The following is a 19,257-nucleotide window of genomic DNA, read 5'->3' as shown; positions in this document are numbered from 1 at the left end:
GATAATTGATGAAAGTTACGTATTTGGAGCATCCCCATTCTCTTACAAAAGAAGAGTGTATCCCTGCGACAGTCGCTCTCGGGTTTTTCGATGGTATTCATCTTGGACATCAAAAAGTCATAAAGAGTGCACTGGAAAAAGCGAAAGAACTAGGAACTGCAAGCGCAGTAATGACGCTCGATCCGCATCCTTCTGTCGTTTTAAGAAAAACTGTCCAGCATGTCCGTTATATAACCCCTCTTTCCGAAAAGATAAGACTTCTTGAATCATTAGGGGTGGACATTCTTTATGTGGTTAAATTTGACATGTCCTTCGCATCGCTTGTACCGCAGGACTTTGTAGATCAATATATTATTGGGCTTAATATCAAACATGTAGTAGCTGGATTTGATTATTCCTATGGCAGTCTTGGTAAAGGGACAATGGAGACACTGCCGTTTCATTCCAGACAACAATTTGATCAGACTGTTGTGGAGAAATATACAACAAATGACCTGAAAGTAAGTTCCACCTTCATAAGAGAACAATTGAAGGAAGGAAAAGTTAATGATTTGCGAGATACTTTGGGAAGATATTATCAAGTACGAGGAAAAGTCGGTCACGGAGAAAAACGGGGCAGGACCATTGGATTCCCTACTGCCAATGTTGTGCTTGATGATGACTATGTTATTCCTAGAACCGGTGTCTACACTGTGCGAATGTATGTGAATGATCAATGGTTAAATGGCGTGTGCAATGTCGGATATAAACCGACTTTCCACAAGCAAGATAAAGAAAAACTTCCGTCCATCGAAGTACATCTGTTAAATTTTGATCAGCAGATCTATGGTGCTGAAGTAATAATAGAATGGCATAATTGTATAAGGGAAGAAAAGAAGTTTTCAGGGATTGATGCACTTGTTGCTCAGATTAGAAAAGACAAGGGAATTGCAGAAGACTATTTTCAAAAAAACCTACACGATACTTGCTTTTTGACTTAAAAAGAGGTATGCTATTAAACGTACTAAAACCATTGCTTGGCAAGTCGAATCACCAACGCTTGCTCGGTAATAGGGGTTTTTACTATTAAGGAGGTGAATAGGATGGCTATTACACAAGAGCGTAAACAAGAACTTATCAACGAGTTCAGAACTCACGAATCTGACACTGGATCTCCAGAAGTTCAGATCGCTGTCCTAACAGAACAGATCAACAACCTGAACGAGCATTTACGTACTCACAAGAAAGATCACCACTCACGTCGTGGTCTATTGAAAATGGTTGGTAAGCGTCGTAACTTACTAACTTACCTACGTAACAAGGATGTAACTCGTTACCGTGAACTAATCAACAAATTAGGTTTACGTCGATAAGTTTGTCAGAAAAAGCGGGAGAATTCCCGCTTTTTTATTAGTATTTTAGAAGTTATTTTCAAAAATTGCTGATATTCCTTTAAAAAAGCGATTTTTTTACTATACATGCTGGAATTCTATTGATATGTAGTAGTTATTTCGTTCATACTATACATAATACTAAAACTTATTTTCACATAGACTGTTCTACTAATTAACATCCCGTTGAAAGGATGCAGGTAGGAGAAGAAGGTCAATACATATGAAAGCTAGAGAGGGGTTAAACGAACTCATGGGACAAGATAAACAAGTCTTTTCTATCGACTGGGCTGGAAGAAACCTGACGGTAGAAGTGGGACAATTGGCAAAGCAAGCAAACGGAGCAGTGATGGTCCGCTACGGAGATACGGCTGTTCTGAGTACTGCAACCGCTTCAAAAGAACCGAAGAAATTAGATTTCTTTCCATTAACAGTTAACTATGAAGAGAGATTATATGCAGTAGGTAAAATTCCAGGTGGATTCATCAAGCGAGAAGGACGTCCAAGTGAGAAGGCTGTATTGGCAAGCCGCTTGATTGACCGTCCAATTCGTCCGCTTTTTGCTGATGGTTTCCGTAACGAAGTACAAGTTATCAGCATTGTGATGAGTGTGGATCAGAACTGTTCATCCGAAATGGCAGCGATGTTTGGTTCTTCCTTGGCGCTTTCTGTTTCCGATATTCCTTTCCAAGGTCCGATTGCAGGTGTAACAGTAGGAAGAATCAACGACGAGTTCGTTATTAATCCTAATGTTGAACAGCTTGAAAAGAGTGATATCAACCTGGTTGTAGCTGGAACGAAAGATGCAATCAACATGGTGGAAGCTGGTGCTGATGAAGTTCCGGAAGAAGTAATGTTAGAAGCAATCATGTTTGGTCATAACGAAATCAAACGTTTGATTGCTTTCCAAGAAGAAATTGTACAAGCAGTAGGTAAAGAAAAAACAGAAGTTACTCTTTATGAAGTAGATAAAAACCTTGAACATGAAATTCGTGCACTTGCTGAAGAAAAGATGACAAAAGCTGTTCAAGTCTTTGAAAAACACGCACGTGAAGCTGCTATCAAAGAAGTAAAGGCAGAAGTTCTTGAACGCTATGAAGAGCAAGAAGTAGAAGCTGATGTTCTGAAGCAGGTTAACGAAATCCTAAGCATGCTAGTAAAAGAAGAGGTAAGACGCCTTATTACAGAAGATAAAGTACGCCCAGATGGACGTAAGAGCGACCAGATCCGTCCGCTTGCTTCTGAAGTTGGTCTGTTGCCACGTACTCACGGTTCCGGCCTGTTTACACGTGGTCAAACTCAAGCCTTAAGTATCTGTACATTAGGAGCACTAGGCGATGTTCAGATTCTTGACGGACTTGGAATTGAAGAAGAAAAACGTTTTATGCACCACTATAATTTCCCATTATTCAGTGTTGGGGAAACAGGACCGTCGAGAGGCCCTGGACGTCGTGAAATCGGACATGGTGCACTTGGGGAACGAGCGCTTGAACCAGTTATTCCTTCCGAGAAAGACTTCCCATATACGGTACGTCTTGTATCAGAAGTTCTTGAGTCTAATGGTTCCACTTCTCAAGCTAGTATCTGTGCAAGTACACTTGCGATGATGGATGCTGGTGTACCTATTAAAGCTCCAGTAGCGGGTATCGCAATGGGATTAATTAAAAAAGGTGAGCATTATACAGTTCTTTCCGATATTCAAGGGATGGAAGATCACCTTGGAGATATGGACTTTAAGGTTGCTGGTACCGCTAAGGGTGTAACAGCACTGCAAATGGACATTAAAATTGAAGGTCTTTCCCGTGCTATCCTAGAAGAAGCGCTTCAGCAAGCTAAAATTGGACGAATGCATATTCTTGATTCTATGCTTGCGACAATTGATGAGTCTCGCAAAGAGCTTTCTCCTTATGCACCAAAGATCTTGATGATGAGCATTAACCCTGATAAGATTCGCGATGTTATTGGACCAAGCGGTAAACAAATCAATAAGATTATTGAAGAAACCGGAGTGAAAATTGACATCGAACAAGATGGAACAGTATTTATCTCTTCCATTAATATGGAGATGAATGAAAAAGCGAAAAAAATCATCGAAGATATCGTACGCGAAGTCCAGGTGGGCGAAATCTACATGGGTAAAGTAAAACGCATTGAAAAATTCGGTGCATTTGTCGAGCTATTCAGTGGTAAAGACGGTCTAGTCCACATTTCCGAACTTGCAGAAGAACGCGTAAAACAAGTAGAAGATGTTGTGAAACTTGGGGAAGAAGTTCTTGTAAAAGTAATGGAAATTGACAAGCAGGGAAGAGTAAATCTTTCTAGAAAAGTCCTTTTAAAAGAGCAAAAAGAAAAAAACGAACAAATGTCCTAAGATAGGAGCCTGGTTTGACCGCCGGGCTTTTTGCAGTACCTCCCCCATTTAAATTTAATTATTGGGGGATGGTAAGCAACAAGCTTTATTTGTTCTACCTTGTCCACTTCCTACATAAATTTTAAGTAGGAAGGAGTGGGTAGAATGAAAAGAAGTACGTTTCAAGTGTTGGCATTTGTTATTATTGCATTTTTTACATATAACACGGTGAGTCAACCATTTCAGGGTGATATAGCTTCTGTCCTTTCTAACGATATTGCAGAAGTTGCCAAGAAAAAGGATGCACTCTATGTGGAGATTGAAGAAAAGGCGGCTGCTTATGAAGTTGCCCCACAAGATGCTAAGATAGATAAGATCTGGAAGGCTCAACCGGGACTTAACGGATTAAAAGTCGATCTTGAAGCTTCTTATAAAAACATGAAAAAGAGCGGTGAATTTGACGAGGAAAAGCTCGTCATGCAGCAATTACCACCGAAGATCCACCTCTCTGACTTACCACCTTCTCCAATTTATCGGGGGCACCCTGAAAAGCCGATGGTTTCGTTCCTGATAAATGTCGCTTGGGGAAATGAGCATATTCCAGGGATGCTAGAAACTTTGAAAAATCATGGGGTAAGTGCAACCTTTTTTCTTGAGGGTAGATGGGTTAAAGAAAACCCTTCAATGGCTAAAATGATTATAGATGCTGGACATGAAGTAGGCAATCATTCCTACACTCATCCTAATATGAAAACATTAGGAAGTACCGCAGTCAGGGAACAGCTTTTAAAAACTAATGAAGTTATTGAGGCGATCTCTGGCAGTAAAGTCACTTGGTTTGCACCACCTAGTGGAAGCTATCGTGATGAGGTAGTAAACATCGCCCATGAAATGAAATTAGGGACCATCATGTGGAGTGTAGACACCATTGATTGGCAAAAGCCAGAACCTAATGTACTCATTAATCGAGTGATGGGCAAGATCCATCCAGGAGCAATGGTTCTTATGCATCCTACACCATCAACAGCAAACAGTTTGGAAACTCTTATTACATCCATAAAAGATAAAGGGCTTGAACTAGGAACGGTTTCTTCTCTTCTAAGCGAAGAAAGAATTGTTCATCACAACTAGATTTGGCAAACTTGAATAGGAGGATTATCGTTGCTTACTAAACATACATGTTCAAACGGAGTAAGAATCGTTTTAGAAAATATTCCACATGTCCGCTCGGTTGCGATTGGCGTATGGATTGGTACGGGTTCACGGAATGAAGATAACGTTAACAATGGAGTATCGCATTTCCTTGAGCATATGTTTTTTAAAGGAACAGAAACAAAAAATGCACGTGAAATTGCTGAGGCTTTCGATTCAATCGGAGGGCAGGTTAATGCTTTCACATCAAAGGAATACACATGTTATTACGCAAAAGTGATGGATGAACATTCTTCCTATGCACTTGGCGTTTTAGCAGATATGTTTTTCCATTCAATCTTTGATGAAGAAGAATTGAAAAAAGAAAAAAATGTTGTGTACGAGGAAATCAAAATGTATGAAGATGCACCAGATGATATCGTTCATGACGTATTGGCAAGAGCATCCTACGGAAACCATCCGTTAGGTTATCCGATATTAGGAACGGAAGAAACGTTATCTGCCTTTAACGGCAGTACATTGCGTGAATATATGAAGGAAACCTATACTCCTGACAATGTAGTCATTTCTGTAGCTGGTAATATTGATGAGTCATTTGTCAAAGAGATTGAAAATTTATTTGGAAGTTATGAAACTGGTCACTCTAAGCGTGAGTATGTAAAACCTTCCTTTGAAACCGGACGAATCGCAAAAAAGAAAACGACTGAACAGGCTCATCTCTGCATTGGTTACGACGGGCTTCAAATTGGGGATAAAGATATTTACAATTTGATTGTATTGAACAATGTTCTTGGCGGCAGTATGAGCAGTCGTCTTTTCCAAGATGTAAGGGAGGAACGCGGACTTGCATATTCCGTCTATTCCTACCACTCTACCTTCCAAGACAACGGGATGCTTACCATTTATGGTGGAACTGGCAGCAACCAATTAGATCTGTTGTTTGAAACTATCCAGCAAACACTTAACACGCTTAAACGCGACGGTATTACAAAAAAAGAGCTGGTTAACAGTAAAGAACAAATTAAAGGCAGTCTTATGTTGAGTCTTGAGAGCACAAATAGTCGGATGAGCAGAAACGGAAAGAATGAGCTTCTCCTAGGAAGACATCGCTCCCTTGATGATATATTAGAAAGAATCAATAGTATCACAGAGGAATCTGTCAATAACTTGGCAACCAAGATTTTTACAGATGAATATTCAGTTGCTTTGATCAGCCCTAGCGGCGAAATGCCCAAATCAATTCAAGAAAAATAATATGCTGCCTGCCATTTTCTAATGGCAGGTTTTTTTTTGGACGCCTTCTAATATAGATATTATAGGAGGTGTTTTTTATATGAGGTTAAGTGAAATGAGCGGAAAGGAAATAGTCGATGTGAAACGGGCAGAACGTCTAGGCATACTCGGTCATACTGATCTAGAGATCAACGAAAATACCGGTGAGATACGTTCCCTCATCATTCCTTCATTGAAATGGTTCGGATTGAAGAAAGAAGGCAGTGATATTCGTGTACCGTGGAATCACATTAAAAAGATTGGTACAGATATGATTATTATTGATATTCCTGAAGAGGAAGAGTAAATGACTTGGCGCGAGCTGAGTCTTTTTTGTATTCAGAGCTTCTATAAGCCCGAACGGGAGGGATTATACTGGTTTCGGTAGTATAGAAGGCTTCTATAAGCCCGAACGGCAGGAATTACACTGGTTTCGGTAGTATAGAAGCCTTCTATAAGCCCGAACGGCAGGGATTACACTGGTTTCGGTAGTATAGAAGGCTTCTATAAGCCCGAACGGTAGGGATTACACTGGCTTCGGTAGTATAGAAGGCTTCTATAAGCCCGAACGGCAGGGATTATACTGGCTTCGGTAGTATAGAAGGCTTCTATAAGCCCGAACGGCAGGAATTACACTGGTTTCGGTAGTATAGAAGGCTTCTATAAGCCCGAACGGCAGGGATTATACTGGTTTCGGTAGTATAGAAGGCTTCTATAAGCCCGAACGGCAGGGATTACACTGGTTTCGGTAGTATAGAAGGCTTCTATAAGCCCGAACGGCAGGAATTACACTGGTTTCGGTAGTATAGAAGCCTTCTATAAGCCCGAACGGCAGGGATACCACAACTTTCGGTAGTATAGAAGCCTTCTCTAAGCCCAAAAAGCAGGGATACCACAACTTTCGGTAACAGAGAAGCCTTCTCTAAGCCCGAACAGCAGAAATACCACATCATTGGGTAATCTAGAGAAGCCCTCTATAAGCCCTAACCCCAAACAATACATAGCTTTCCGTAGTATTGAAACTCTCTCTAAGTCCTAAACAAAAAAATTTCTTTTTATAGCCATTAAATCAAGAAACACCTACCCACATACTCCTAAATACCACCCACTAGCAAACTCTTCCCTTTCTCCTTTGATTCAAGCACAGATTTTCCATAGGTTACATAAGATGTGGAAGTAAGAAAAACTTGAGCCAGATTTACAAACTTTCACGAAGTAGAAGAAGGTGAACGATATATGCTGACCGGTTTGCACATAGCTGTCATTGGCGGTGATGCAAGGCAGCTGGAAGTGATACGTAAGCTTATTGAGCTAGACGCGAAGCTTTCGCTTGTAGGATTTGACCAATTAGATCACGGCTTTACTGGTGCTTCAAAGGAGCAGATGAGTGAGGTGGATTTTTCGACTGTCAATGCCATTATCCTTCCTGTACCCGGCACAAATTTAGAGGGGCAGGTTGATACAATTTTCTCAAACGAAAAAATTGTGCTGACGGAGGAAATAGTCAAGAATACACCAGATCACTGTACCATTTATTCAGGGATCACCAATCCGTATTTGAATCAACTGGTGGCAAGTACAAATAGGAAGTTGGTTCAATTGTTTGATCGTGATGATGTTGCCATCTATAATGCAATACCGACTGTGGAAGGTACCATCATGATGGTGATTCAACATACAGATATTACGATCCATAACTCCAATGTAGCAGTGTTGGGATTAGGGAGAGTAGGAATGAGTGTAGCACGAACTTTTGCCGCACTGGGTGCCAATGTACGTGTAGGCGCTAGAAAGTCAGAACATATTGCCCGTATTTTCGAGATGGGCGTAACTCCATTTCATCTAAACGAATTGGCTGACAATGTTACAGATGTAGATGTCTGCATCAATACTATTCCACACCTTATTGTAACATCGGATGTAATCTCTAAAATGCCTGCTCATACTCTCATAATCGATTTGGCCTCCAAACCAGGAGGAACTGATTTCCGGTATGCCGAGAAAAGAGGTATTAAAGCATTATTAGCTCCAGGACTTCCAGGAATTGTTGCTCCGAAAACTGCGGGGCAGATCGTGGCGAATGTCTTGTCACAATTACTTAAAGAAGAAATGGAAGGGAGAAAGGGGAATTAACCATGCAATTAAAAGGAAAACGGCTAGGTTTTGGTTTAACGGGGTCTCATTGTACGTATGATGCAGTTATTCCGGAAATACAAAAACTACTTGATGCTGGTGCGGAAGTGAGGCCAGTAGTTACTTCGACCGTTCAACATACAAATACAAGATTCGGTCAAGGGGAAGATTGGATTAAATTGATTGAAGACATGACAGGATTTAAAGTGATAGATTCTATCGTAAAAGCAGAACCGCTTGGACCGAAGATTCCATTGGATTGTATGATCATTGCCCCTTTAACCGGGAACTCAATGAGTAAAATGGCTAATGCGCTTACAGATTCTCCTGTACTAATGGCTGCAAAGGCAACACTTCGGAATCATAACCCTGTAGTCTTAGGGATATCAACCAATGATGCCCTCGGATTAAACGGATTAAATTTAATGAGATTAATGGCTACCAAAAATATATACTTTATTCCTTATGGGCAAGATGCGCCAGACAAAAAACCAAACTCCATGGTTGCAAGAATGAGTATGCTTATGCCAACAGTAGAGCATGCATTAGAGCATAAACAAATACAACCAGTCATCGTGGAAAGGTACAAAGACGATTTATAATAAAATTTGTTCAGAAGAGAAGAAAAGTAAGAATTTCTTCTCTTCTTTATTTCAGTAATATGATAAAATTAAAAACTATATATGAATATTTATTCTGAAAGCTCAGTGAAATATTAATAGAGCTATTTTTAAAATGGAGAGGTGCTTAATAGATGAGTGGTTTACATGTAGCAGTTGTAGGCGCAACAGGAGCAGTAGGACAGCAAATGCTTCATACATTAGAAGAGAGAAATTTCCCGGTTAAGAAGCTTACGCTATTATCTTCGAAGCGCTCTGCAGGTAAAAAAGTATTATTTAAAGGGGAAGAAGTGACAATTGAAGTTGCGACACCTGATAAATTTGAGGGTGTTCATATAGCATTGTTCAGTGCAGGAGGAAGTGTTTCCAAGGAGCTTGCGCCTGAAGCGGCAAAGCGTGGAGCAATAGTGGTTGACAACACAAGTTTCTTCCGCATGGATCCGAATGTACCATTAGTAGTTCCAGAAGTAAATGAAGAAGACATCAAATCCCATAACGGAATCATTGCAAACCCAAATTGCTCTACTATTCAAATGGTTGTCGCACTAGAACCAATCAGAAAGTCATATGGCCTAACTAAGGTTATTGTCAGCACTTATCAAGCAGTATCAGGTGCAGGTGCGGCGGCAATTGAAGAACTTGAAACCCAATCACAGGCGATTTTAAACAATGAATCATTCTCACCAAGCATTCTACCTGTAAAAGGTGATAAGAAACACTATCAAATTGCATTCAATGCCATTCCACAGATTGATAAGTTTGAAGAGAATGGTTTTACGTTTGAAGAACTAAAAATGATAAACGAAACGAAAAAAATTATGCATGACCAAAACTTACAGGTTGCAGCTACTTGTGTACGTCTTCCAGTTGTAACAGGACATTCTGAATCTGTATATATTGAAGTAGAAGACGAAAATGTGACTGTTCAAGACTTAAAGGCGTTGCTGGAAAAAGCTCCTGGCGTTGTACTGCAAGACAATCCTGCAGAACAGGTTTACCCGATGCCTGCTGATTGTGTAGGATCTAACGACGTGTTTGTCGGTCGAATCAGGAAGGACTTAGATAACAAAAAAGGCTTCCATTTATGGATTGTCTCTGACAACTTGTTAAAAGGTGCAGCTTGGAACTCCGTACAAATCGCAGAGAGCTTAGTGAAACTTGGCGTAATCAACCAATAACAAGATAAAGAAAAGGTCTTTCAAAGACCTTTTCTTTTCGGAAGAAAGTCCGGTTTCCACCCATTGCTATTCTTGAACAGTGAGCACCTTCTAGGAAGGTACTATTTTCATCACATCTTTCGTATGTATTAAGGATGTTTCTAAACCGCGATGAGGTGTCAATATATGAAAATAATAGTTCAAAAGTTTGGTGGAACTTCAGTAAGGGATGAAGCCAGTAGACATGCTGCAGTCAAACATATAAAAAAGGCAGTGAATGATGGATACAAAGTGGTCGTTGTCGTATCCGCCATGGGAAGAAAAGGGGAGCCTTACGCAACGGACACCCTTCTTAACCTTGTGGAGCCAGGTAAGAACAACGTGTCAAAGCGTGAAATAGATATGCTATTATCTTGTGGAGAAATCATCTCTTCCATTGTATTCAGTAGCCTGCTGCAAAAGGAAGGAATTTCTGCAACTGCATTAAACGGTCCACAGGCTGGGTTTCGAACCAATAACGACCACACAAATGCCCGTATCATTGAAATGAAATGTGAGAGACTTCTGGAAATGCTAGAATTGCACCAAGTGGTGGTTGTGGCAGGATTTCAAGGGGAAACAAAGAACGGGGATATTTCTACCATTGGGCGTGGAGGAAGTGATACCTCAGCTGCCGCACTAGGTGCAGCCCTTCATGCAGAATGGATAGATATTTTTACAGATGTGGAAGGGGTCATGACAGCAGATCCACGCATTGTAAAAGATGCTTCTCCGTTGCCAGTTGTCACCTATAACGAAATATGTAACATGGCATATCAAGGGGCTAAAGTGATTCATCCGCGTGCCGTGGAAATTGCAATGCAAGCAAAGATTCCAATTCGTATCAGGTCTACTTATTCCAATTCAACAGGGACATTAGTGACCTCGCTAGATAGAATGGGAAAAGGTGCGGATGTAAAGGACCGCTTGATCACGGGAATAGCCCATGTACCTAATGTCACACAAATAAAGGTCTTTGCAAAAGAAGGTAATTATGGCATTCAAACCGAAGTCTTTCGCGCAATGGCCAATGAACAAATTAGCGTCGACTTTTTCAATATCTCCCCTACTAGTGTGGTTTACACCGTCACAGATGAGATGAGTGAAAAAGCGATAAATGTACTGCAGAAATTGGGGTATGAGCCAAAAGTAAACCGCCACTGTGCAAAAGTTGCAACAGTTGGAGCGGGGATGACAGGAGTACCCGGAGTAACGTCGAAAATAGTTACAGCGCTGTCGGAACTCGGCATACAAATTCTTCAATCCGCAGATAGCCATACCACCATCTGGGTACTTGTAAAACAAGAAGATATGATTAAAGCGGTGAATGCTTTACACAAAGCTTTCAATTTAGCAAGAAAACAAATAACGATCTTACATCCAACCGCAGAAGAAGGAGAGAAAACAGTTCATGATTAACTTTGGTAAAGTTTCTACAGCTATGGTAACTCCATTTGATAATAAAGGAAACATAGATTTTGAGAAAACAACACAATTGATCAACTATCTTATAAAAAACGGTACGGATTCCGTTGTGGTTGCAGGAACAACAGGAGAATCTCCTACACTTTCAACAGAAGAAAAGCTTGCCCTTTTCGCTCATGTTGTAAAGGTTGCCGACGGTAGAATTCCAGTTATTGCTGGGACAGGAAGCAATAATACCAGAGCATCCATTGACCTTACCAGAAAAGCGGAGGCAGCAGGTGTTGATGCCATCATGTTAGTGGCACCATACTACAATAAGCCAAGTCAAGAAGGGCTATATCAACATTTTAGTACCATCGCATCTGAAACTTCACTGCCTGTGATGTTATACAATATTCCTGGTAGGTCCGTTGTAAATATGTCAGTCGAAACGATTGTCCGCCTTTCTGAGATTGATAACATCGTTGCTGTTAAAGAAGCAAGCGGAAACTTAGATGCCATGACGGAGATCATTGCAAATACACCGGATGAATTTGTCCTGTACAGTGGTGATGACGGCTTAACATTGCCGGTACTTTCTATTGGAGGAAATGGTGTAGTATCCGTAGCTTCACATGTGTTAGGAAATGAAATGCAAGAGATGATTCGTTCTTTTGAGGCAGGGGAAATCGCGAGTGCTGCGAAACAGCATCAAACATTGCTACCTGTCATGAAGGGTTTATTCAGTGCACCAAGCCCTTCCCCAGTAAAAACAGCACTTCAATTAAAAGGAATGGATGTCGGCGGTGTCAGACTTCCATTGGTGCCGTTAACAGAACAAGAAAGAAATACGTTAACGAAACTTATAGAAACTATCTAATATGCAAAAAAACCAAGGCTTAATAGGAAGCTTTGGTTTTTTTTTGAGAAAAATTTTGATAACTGTTGATTTCCGTTCCAGGCGCTTCGCTTGCCTGCGGGCGGTCCGTGAGCCTCCTCACTCCGTTGCGGGGTCTCACCTGTCCCTTCCTCCCGCGGGCGTCTACGCGCCTGCCACTACAATCAACTTGGCTACTGCATTTACCTAAGGGTTTATGAAGACTATGTAACTGAGTAAACTCAAAAAGCAGTAACGTTTCGTTATAGTAATCTATAGCTGTTGATTGGAGCAAAAGGCAGAGACTCCTGAGGGAGATAGTGCTAGGTGGAGACCCCGCAGGCGTAGCCGAGGAGGCTCCAGCAGCGCCCCCTAGGAAAGCGAAGCCATTTGCGGAAATCAACAGCGGTGCATAACTAGCAACTAAGATTAAAACCGGGCGGTTCGCCAGGTTTTTCTTAATTAAACCCATTAAATTCCAGTTGTTATAATATTTCTTGTATTCCAATTCTTTCATACGTTATAATAATTTCAAATGACATGGAGCGGATATTGATTTGGCACTAGGTAGCTAAAAATTTAATAGATCTCTTGATGCAAAGCGTGCATTATCGTCATAATTCGGTTTACAGATATATAGGAGGTAAAAAAGTGAATACACCACAGACAGAGAAACTTAAAGTGTTTGCCCTCGGGGGGATTGGGGAAATCGGTAAAAATATGTACGTTTTAGAAATGGAAGATTCCATTTATATCATGGATACAGGTGTCATGATCCCAGAAGATGGGATGCTCGGTATTGATATGGTCATACCAGATACGACTTATCTTGAGGATAATAAGGATAAGATTCAGGGAATATTCCTTACACATGGGCATGAAGAACATATGGGAGGACTTGCATACATCCTTAGGAAATTTAAAGCTCCTGTGTATGGTACTAAGTTTACACTGGCGCTTGCAAAAGAACTTGTGAACGGGCTTGGATCTAAAGGGCAGGTGGAGTTTAAAGAGGTAGATGACAGCACTGTCTTAGAATTGCTCGAAACCACAGTAACCTTTTTTAGAACGAACCACAGCATACCGGATTCCGTAGGCATATGCTTTAACACACCACAAGGTGCCATCGTTCATACAGGAGACTTCAAATTTGATCAATCCCAGTTATCCCAGAATGCAGATTTGGGCAAAATTGCGGAAATCGGGAACAAAGGTGTATTATGTGTGTTATCAGATAGCACGAATGCAGAGAAACCTGGCTATACGATTTCAGAATCCGTTGTCAGACAAGAGATTGCGGATGTAACCTATAATGCAAAGGGCCGTGTGTTTGCAGCATGCCTGTCTACAAATGTCGGTCGAATTCAACAGATTGTTCAAGCTGCTGTGGATAGCAACAGAAAGCTTGTAGTCGTTTCTCATCCAACAGATCGCAACTTCACAATTGCGACAGAACTAGAATATTTACACATTCCAGATGACCTGCTTGTACCTGTTAATGAACTTGGCAACCTAAAAGATGATAATGTAGTTGTCCTTACAATTGGCACGCATTCACAACTTATGTCATCCCTTTTGAAAATGGCCAAAGGTACGCATAAACATGCTCAAATCAAACAACAAGACATTGTTATGATTGCAGCTTCCCCGTCACCTGGAACAGAATTAACGGTAGCTAAAGTAATAGATAAGTTATATAGGGCTGGAGCAGTTGTCATTTATGGTCAAAAGAAAATTCATTCTTCCGGGCACGGTTGTCAAGAAGAACTTAAGTTAATGTTAAACTTACTTAAGCCAAAATATGTTCTTCCTATCCAAGGAGAATTCAAAATGCAACGAGCGCTTTCCAAGGTAGCAGAAAGCGTTGGTATTGATAAGGAAAACATTTTCCTATTGAATAAGGGAGAAGTTGTTGAATTTAACAAAGGTACTGGAAAATATGCTGGAAAAGTCTATGCCGGGAATGTGCTAATAGATGGTCTCGGAGTTGGGGACATTGGTAACATTGTTTTAAGAGATCGCAGGTTATTGTCTCAAGACGGCATTATGGTGGTGGTTGTTTCCATCAGTAAAAGCCAAAAAAGAATTATTGCCGGTCCAGAAATTCTTTCAAGAGGTTTTGTATATGTCCGTGAGTCAGAAGAGCTTCTAGACAAGGCAAATGCTATCGTGACAGAAATTCTCCACAATGCCGTAAAAGAACAGATTCTTGAGTGGTCAAGCTTGAAGCTGAAAATTAGAGAATCCCTCAATCAGCACTTATATGAAAAGACTAGACGCCGACCAATGATCCTTCCAATTATCATGGAAGTGTAATAGCGTTTCTTACCCGCAATGTGGCAATTAATGTCATGTTGCGGGTTTTGTTTTTCTTATCGTTGCGAATGAAAAAATGCATCGAGTCAATACTATACTAGAGAAAACTTATTCTATAAGGGACGGAAGGAGATTGTCGCATGTCTGATTATACATACCAGTCATCGGAACAACCACAAGGAGAGCCTAACAAACCTGATGCAGGGAAGGATTCCTTAGTAAATAAAATTCAGCAGCTTGGTCAAACGAATGTTGCGCAAATGCCATCTGACTCCAAAATACATTGCCTGACCATTGTGGGTCAAATTGAGGGACACGTCCAATTACCTCCTCAAAATAAAACAACTAAATACGAACATGTCATTCCTCAAATTGTTGCAATTGAGCAAAACCCAAATATTGAAGGACTGCTAGTTATTTTAAATACGGTTGGTGGGGATGTCGAAGCTGGATTGGCTATTTCTGAAATGCTAGCTTCCTTGTCAAAACCAACGGTCTCACTCGTACTTGGTGGCGGGCACTCAATCGGGGTGCCTATTGCGGTATCTTGTGACTATTCCTTTATTGCAGAAACTGCCACCATGACGATTCATCCTGTGCGGTTGACAGGTCTGGTTATCGGTGTTCCACAAACCTTTGAATACCTTGATAAAATGCAAGATAGGGTCATCAACTTTGTAACCAAAAACTCCGGTATCCCTGAAGAAAAATTCAAGGAATTGATGCTTTCAAAAGGAAATCTCACGCGTGATATCGGGACCAATGTTGTTGGAGCGGACGCTGTCGAGTATGGATTGATTGATCAAGTAGGGGGAGTAGGAGAAGCCATCCGAAAGCTAAACGAGATGGTAGAAGCGAAAAATCCAGGTAAAACAGAAGAAGGGAAGATGCTGCAATGATTCTCTATACGACCATGCCTCAGGAATTGATTTTTCCAGTGGAGAATGGAGAATATGAAAAGCAACGTGTGATAGATTTTAACGGCGTTTCCTTGGTTGTTCAACAAACGGATATGAACGCCTATCAAATCGTCCGAAATTTAAGCACAGACCCGGCACACTATCTTAGTACCGAGTATTCTCCAGGTCAAACGATTAATTTTCTTTAACACCGTTTCAAGAGTTAGGGCTTATGTTATAATACAAGCATCAGAGGAAAAAGCAGCCAGTATTTGTTGGCTGCTTTCGTCTTCTCATTATAGTCAGATAGGTGAGAATAATGACAAAACGAAAAAAGAGACAAAGAAAAACCAAAAACCGGGATGAATGGAAACGCACAGTCACTTTTGAAGTTATGGGGCTGCTGTTGTTGGCCATTACATGTATAGCTATTGCCAAACTTGGTATGGTAGGACAAACCTTTGTTCTATTATTTCGTTTTTTTAGTGGAGAATGGTATATGCTCATGCTTCTTGGGTTATTGCTCTTATCCGGATATATCATCTGGAAAAGAGAGTTACCTACCTTCTTCTCAAGGCAATTGGTTGGTGTGTATGTTATTATGATGTCTGTTTTGTTACTAAGCCATGTCACCCTGTTCAGGATGCTGTCACGCGGAGGCTCGTTTGCTGACCCATCTGTTATCGGCAATACATGGGAGCTTTTCTGGCTGGAAGTAAACGGAGAAACAAGTACAACAGACCTTGGTGGGGGAATGATGGGTGCAATATTATTTGCTCTGTTCCATCTCCTGTTTGATGCACGTGGTGCACAGTGGATAGCAATGATATTCATCGTAATTGGAATTATATTAGTTACAGGTAAATCCCTCAATGATACTGTACTCAAAGTCGCTGCCGGCTTATTTGGATTTGCAAAGAACCAATGGCTTGCATTTATGGATGATATGAAAGGTTGGAAAGAGGACAGTAACAAACGGAAAAAAGAAAAACAAGCAGAAGAGAAAAAGCAAAAGGAAGAGAAAAAAGATAAACCAGAAGAAGTCCTTGTTGTGGAGGATACTTCAACAGAAGAACTTATCTCTCCTCCTATCATTTCTTCTTTTAACGACCGAGAAACAGAAAATAATCAGGAGACGGAGACTTTAGCTTCTCCTTCTATAAGTGATGACAAAGTTGCGGGCCAAGAAGAAGCCGGAGAACTAATTGCAGGTCCAATGGCCTTTACAGAAGTGGAAAATAAAGAATATGTTCTTCCATCTCTTGATCTTCTAAACAAGCCAATAGCAAATCATCAAACTACAGAACATGAAAACATCTATCAGAACGCTAGAAAATTAGAGAAGACGTTTGCCAGTTTCGGTGTAAAAGCAAAAGTGACAAAAGTTCATCTCGGTCCAGCCGTGACAAAATATGAAGTATATCCGGATGTAGGTGTAAAGGTAAGTAAAATTGTAAACTTAAGCGACGATTTGGCGCTTGCCCTGGCTGCCAAAGATATACGAATAGAAGCTCCGATACCTGGTAAATCAGCTATTGGGATTGAAGTACCAAATAATGAAGTGGCAATGGTGTCCTTAAGAGAAGTATTGGATACCAAACAGGCTGAGAAGCCCGATGCGAAATTATTGATTGGCTTAGGTCGTGATATTTCTGGAGATTCTGTCGTAGCAGAGCTCAATAAAATGCCCCATCTTCTCGTTGCGGGTGCAACTGGAAGTGGGAAAAGTGTTTGTATAAACGGAATTATCACTAGTATTTTGGTCCGTGCAAAGCCTCATGAAGTGAAAATGATGATGATTGACCCAAAAATGGTAGAGTTAAACATGTATAACGGTGTACCTCATCTCTTAGCACCAGTAGTAACAGATCCTAAAAAGGCTTCTCAAGCACTGAAAAAAGTAGTAAATGAAATGGAACGTCGTTATGAGCTGTTTTCTCACACAGGTACGAGAAATATTGAGGGATACAATGATTACATAAAGAGACACAACCAAGATGAAGAAGCGAAACAGCCTTCCTTGCCATACATTGTGGTGATTGTCGATGAGCTTGCAGACCTGATGATGGTCGCTTCCTCTGATGTGGAAGATTGCATAACAAGGCTTGCTCAGATGGCTCGTGCAGCTGGAATACATCTAATCATTGCCACACAACGACCATCTGTAGATGTTATCACCGGGGTTATTAAAGCGAATATTCCATCCCGGATTGCCTTTAGTGTTTCTTCTCAAACAGACTCTAGAACGATATTGGATATGGGTGGAGCGGAAAAACTTCTTGGTAGAGGGGATATGCTGTTTCTACCGGTTGGTGCTTCCAAACCTATAAGGGTACAGGGTGCTTTCCTTTCTGATGAAGAGGTCGAGCGGATTGTGGACTTTGTCATTGATCAGCAGAAAGCACAATATCAAGAAGAAATGATTCCTCAAGATATCAATGAAGAAGTGGAAGATGTAAATGACGACCTTTATGATGATGCAGTTCAGCTTGTCTTAGAGATGCAGACTGCCTCTGTATCCATGCTTCAGCGTCGTTTCCGCATAGGCTATACAAGAGCAGCAAGGCTTATTGACGCCATGGAAGTAAGGGGAGTAGTCGGTCCTTATGAAGGCAGTAAACCACGAACTGTATTAGTATCAGGAAATCAAAGTGAAGATGTCGGTTCGTAAACAAAAGTAAAAGGCGGCTCTGAAAAGCCGTCTTTTATTTTTCATAATGAATGATAAACCTATAATTCGCTTACTTTTTCGACAAAATCCTTTAATTTCTATTTATTTTACCCCTAAAAAGTGTTATATTATTTTGGATTAATAGGAAAACATGAAAAGTGTTTTGTAAACGGTTAATGGGGGATCAGTTATGACGATTCGGTCAGACAGCAGACATTTGTATTTACTAGTTGTAGACAAATTAAAGCAAGATATCGAGAACAAGGTGTATAAAGAAAAAGAGAAATTACCTTCCGAATTCGAATTGTCTCGACGACTAGGAGTTAGCAGGGCAACTCTGCGAGAAGCATTGCGCGTATTGGAAGAAGAAAATATTGTGGTAAGAAGGCATGGTGTTGGAACATTTGTAAATTCTAAGCCTCTGTTCTCATCCGGGATTGAACAGCTAAATTCTGTTACGGAAATGATTTCACAAGCTGGAATGAAACCAGGGACAGTCTTCTTAACTTCTACAATTGAGACACCAAGCGATGAAGAATTAATTAAATTCAATGATAAAGAAATTCGTGAAGTCCTTCATTTTGAACGTGTACGAACAGCGAATGATCTTCCAGTTGTTTACTGTATTGATAAGATTCCTACCACGATTGTAGAAGACTATCAATCCTATAAGAACGAATCACTCTTGAAACTTCTTGAAAAAGAAGCAGGAAGATATATATCTTATGCTGTAACACATATCGAACCAATAGGCTATCATGATAAAATTTCACCTATCCTCGAATGTGAACCTGAAACGGCATTACTTGTACTAAAACAAATGCACTACGATCAAAATGATGAGCCAATTCTTTATTCACTCAATTACTTCAGAGCAGACAAATTTAGTTTCCATGTATTAAGAAAACGTCCATAGAAGTTTTAAAAACACCACGAAACCGTGGTGTTTTTAATTTGTGCATCTCTAGGTTGTCTGACTTGTAAATCTTTCTAATTT

Annotated in this window: 16 protein-coding genes; all 16 read left to right on the top strand. The window is 40.5% G+C overall.

The annotated features are described in order from the left end of the window. Positions 1–8 precede the first annotated feature (8 nt). Positions 9–980 carry a bifunctional riboflavin kinase/FAD synthetase gene (gene ribF / locus FZC76_RS01300; RefSeq protein ID WP_148986456.1) on the top strand — a complete coding sequence of 324 codons (972 nt, stop codon included), beginning with the start codon at positions 9–11 and terminating at the stop codon, positions 978–980. 102 nt (positions 981–1,082) lie between these two features. Next, the gene (rpsO, locus tag FZC76_RS01295) at positions 1,083–1,352 is read left to right on the top strand and encodes a 30S ribosomal protein S15 (protein WP_010193305.1); all 270 of its coding nucleotides are present in this window, start codon (positions 1,083–1,085) and stop codon (positions 1,350–1,352) included. 271 nt (positions 1,353–1,623) lie between these two features. Continuing rightward, the gene (gene pnp, locus FZC76_RS01290) at positions 1,624–3,741 is read left to right on the top strand and encodes a polyribonucleotide nucleotidyltransferase (RefSeq protein WP_148986969.1); all 2,118 of its coding nucleotides are present in this window, start codon (positions 1,624–1,626) and stop codon (positions 3,739–3,741) included. 144 nt (positions 3,742–3,885) lie between these two features. Further along, positions 3,886–4,851 (top strand): polysaccharide deacetylase family protein, encoded by a 966-nt coding sequence (locus tag FZC76_RS01285; RefSeq protein WP_148986455.1) that lies wholly within the window; start codon positions 3,886–3,888, stop codon positions 4,849–4,851. A 30-nt stretch (positions 4,852–4,881) separates the two neighbouring features. Continuing rightward, positions 4,882–6,126, top strand: a complete 1,245-nt coding sequence (locus tag FZC76_RS01280) for a M16 family metallopeptidase (RefSeq protein ID WP_148986454.1) — start codon at positions 4,882–4,884, stop codon at positions 6,124–6,126. 79 nt (positions 6,127–6,205) lie between these two features. Further along, positions 6,206–6,451 (top strand): YlmC/YmxH family sporulation protein, encoded by a 246-nt coding sequence (locus FZC76_RS01275; protein WP_010193298.1) that lies wholly within the window; start codon positions 6,206–6,208, stop codon positions 6,449–6,451. Positions 6,452–7,380: 929 nt separating this feature from the next. Then, positions 7,381–8,277, top strand: a complete 897-nt coding sequence (gene dpaA / locus FZC76_RS01270; RefSeq protein WP_148986452.1) for a dipicolinic acid synthetase subunit A — start codon at positions 7,381–7,383, stop codon at positions 8,275–8,277. 2 nt (positions 8,278–8,279) lie between these two features. Further along, a complete protein-coding gene (locus tag FZC76_RS01265; RefSeq protein WP_148986451.1) occupies positions 8,280–8,879 on the top strand; it encodes a dipicolinate synthase subunit B in 600 nt (199 codons plus the stop codon). Between the two features lie 152 nt (positions 8,880–9,031). Beyond that, entirely contained in the window at positions 9,032–10,075 is a 1,044-nt protein-coding gene (asd, locus tag FZC76_RS01260; protein WP_148986450.1) for an aspartate-semialdehyde dehydrogenase, read from the top strand. Positions 10,076–10,240: 165 nt separating this feature from the next. Next, entirely contained in the window at positions 10,241–11,512 is a 1,272-nt protein-coding gene (dapG, locus tag FZC76_RS01255; RefSeq protein WP_148986448.1) for an aspartate kinase, read from the top strand. Further along, the gene (gene dapA, locus FZC76_RS01250) at positions 11,505–12,377 is read left to right on the top strand and encodes a 4-hydroxy-tetrahydrodipicolinate synthase (RefSeq protein ID WP_148986447.1); all 873 of its coding nucleotides are present in this window, start codon (positions 11,505–11,507) and stop codon (positions 12,375–12,377) included. Before dapG ends, dapA begins: the two co-directional genes overlap by 8 nt. Positions 12,378–13,025: 648 nt before the next feature. After that, on the top strand, positions 13,026–14,690 hold the full coding sequence (locus tag FZC76_RS01245; protein ID WP_148986446.1) for a ribonuclease J: 1,665 nt from the start codon (positions 13,026–13,028) through the stop codon (positions 14,688–14,690). Positions 14,691–14,830: 140 nt separating this feature from the next. Continuing rightward, positions 14,831–15,589 (top strand): ClpP family protease, encoded by a 759-nt coding sequence (locus FZC76_RS01240; protein ID WP_148986445.1) that lies wholly within the window; start codon positions 14,831–14,833, stop codon positions 15,587–15,589. Then, entirely contained in the window at positions 15,586–15,798 is a 213-nt protein-coding gene (locus FZC76_RS01235; protein WP_148986444.1) for a YlzJ-like family protein, read from the top strand. Before FZC76_RS01240 ends, FZC76_RS01235 begins: the two co-directional genes overlap by 4 nt. Before the next feature lie 110 nt (positions 15,799–15,908). Beyond that, positions 15,909–18,260: a DNA translocase FtsK gene (locus FZC76_RS01230; RefSeq protein WP_148986443.1), complete on the top strand. Its 2,352-nt coding sequence runs from the start codon at positions 15,909–15,911 to the stop codon at positions 18,258–18,260. 190 nt (positions 18,261–18,450) lie between these two features. Next, on the top strand, positions 18,451–19,176 hold the full coding sequence (locus FZC76_RS01225; RefSeq protein WP_148986442.1) for a GntR family transcriptional regulator: 726 nt from the start codon (positions 18,451–18,453) through the stop codon (positions 19,174–19,176). Positions 19,177–19,257 lie beyond the last annotated feature (81 nt).

Origin of the sequence: Sutcliffiella horikoshii (assembly GCF_008180725.1) — a bacterium.
Lineage (GTDB): Bacteria > Bacillota > Bacilli > Bacillales > Bacillaceae_I > Sutcliffiella_A > Sutcliffiella_A horikoshii_B.
Note: the sequence above shows the minus strand (reverse complement) of the source record. Positions and strands in the feature narration are given on the sequence as shown.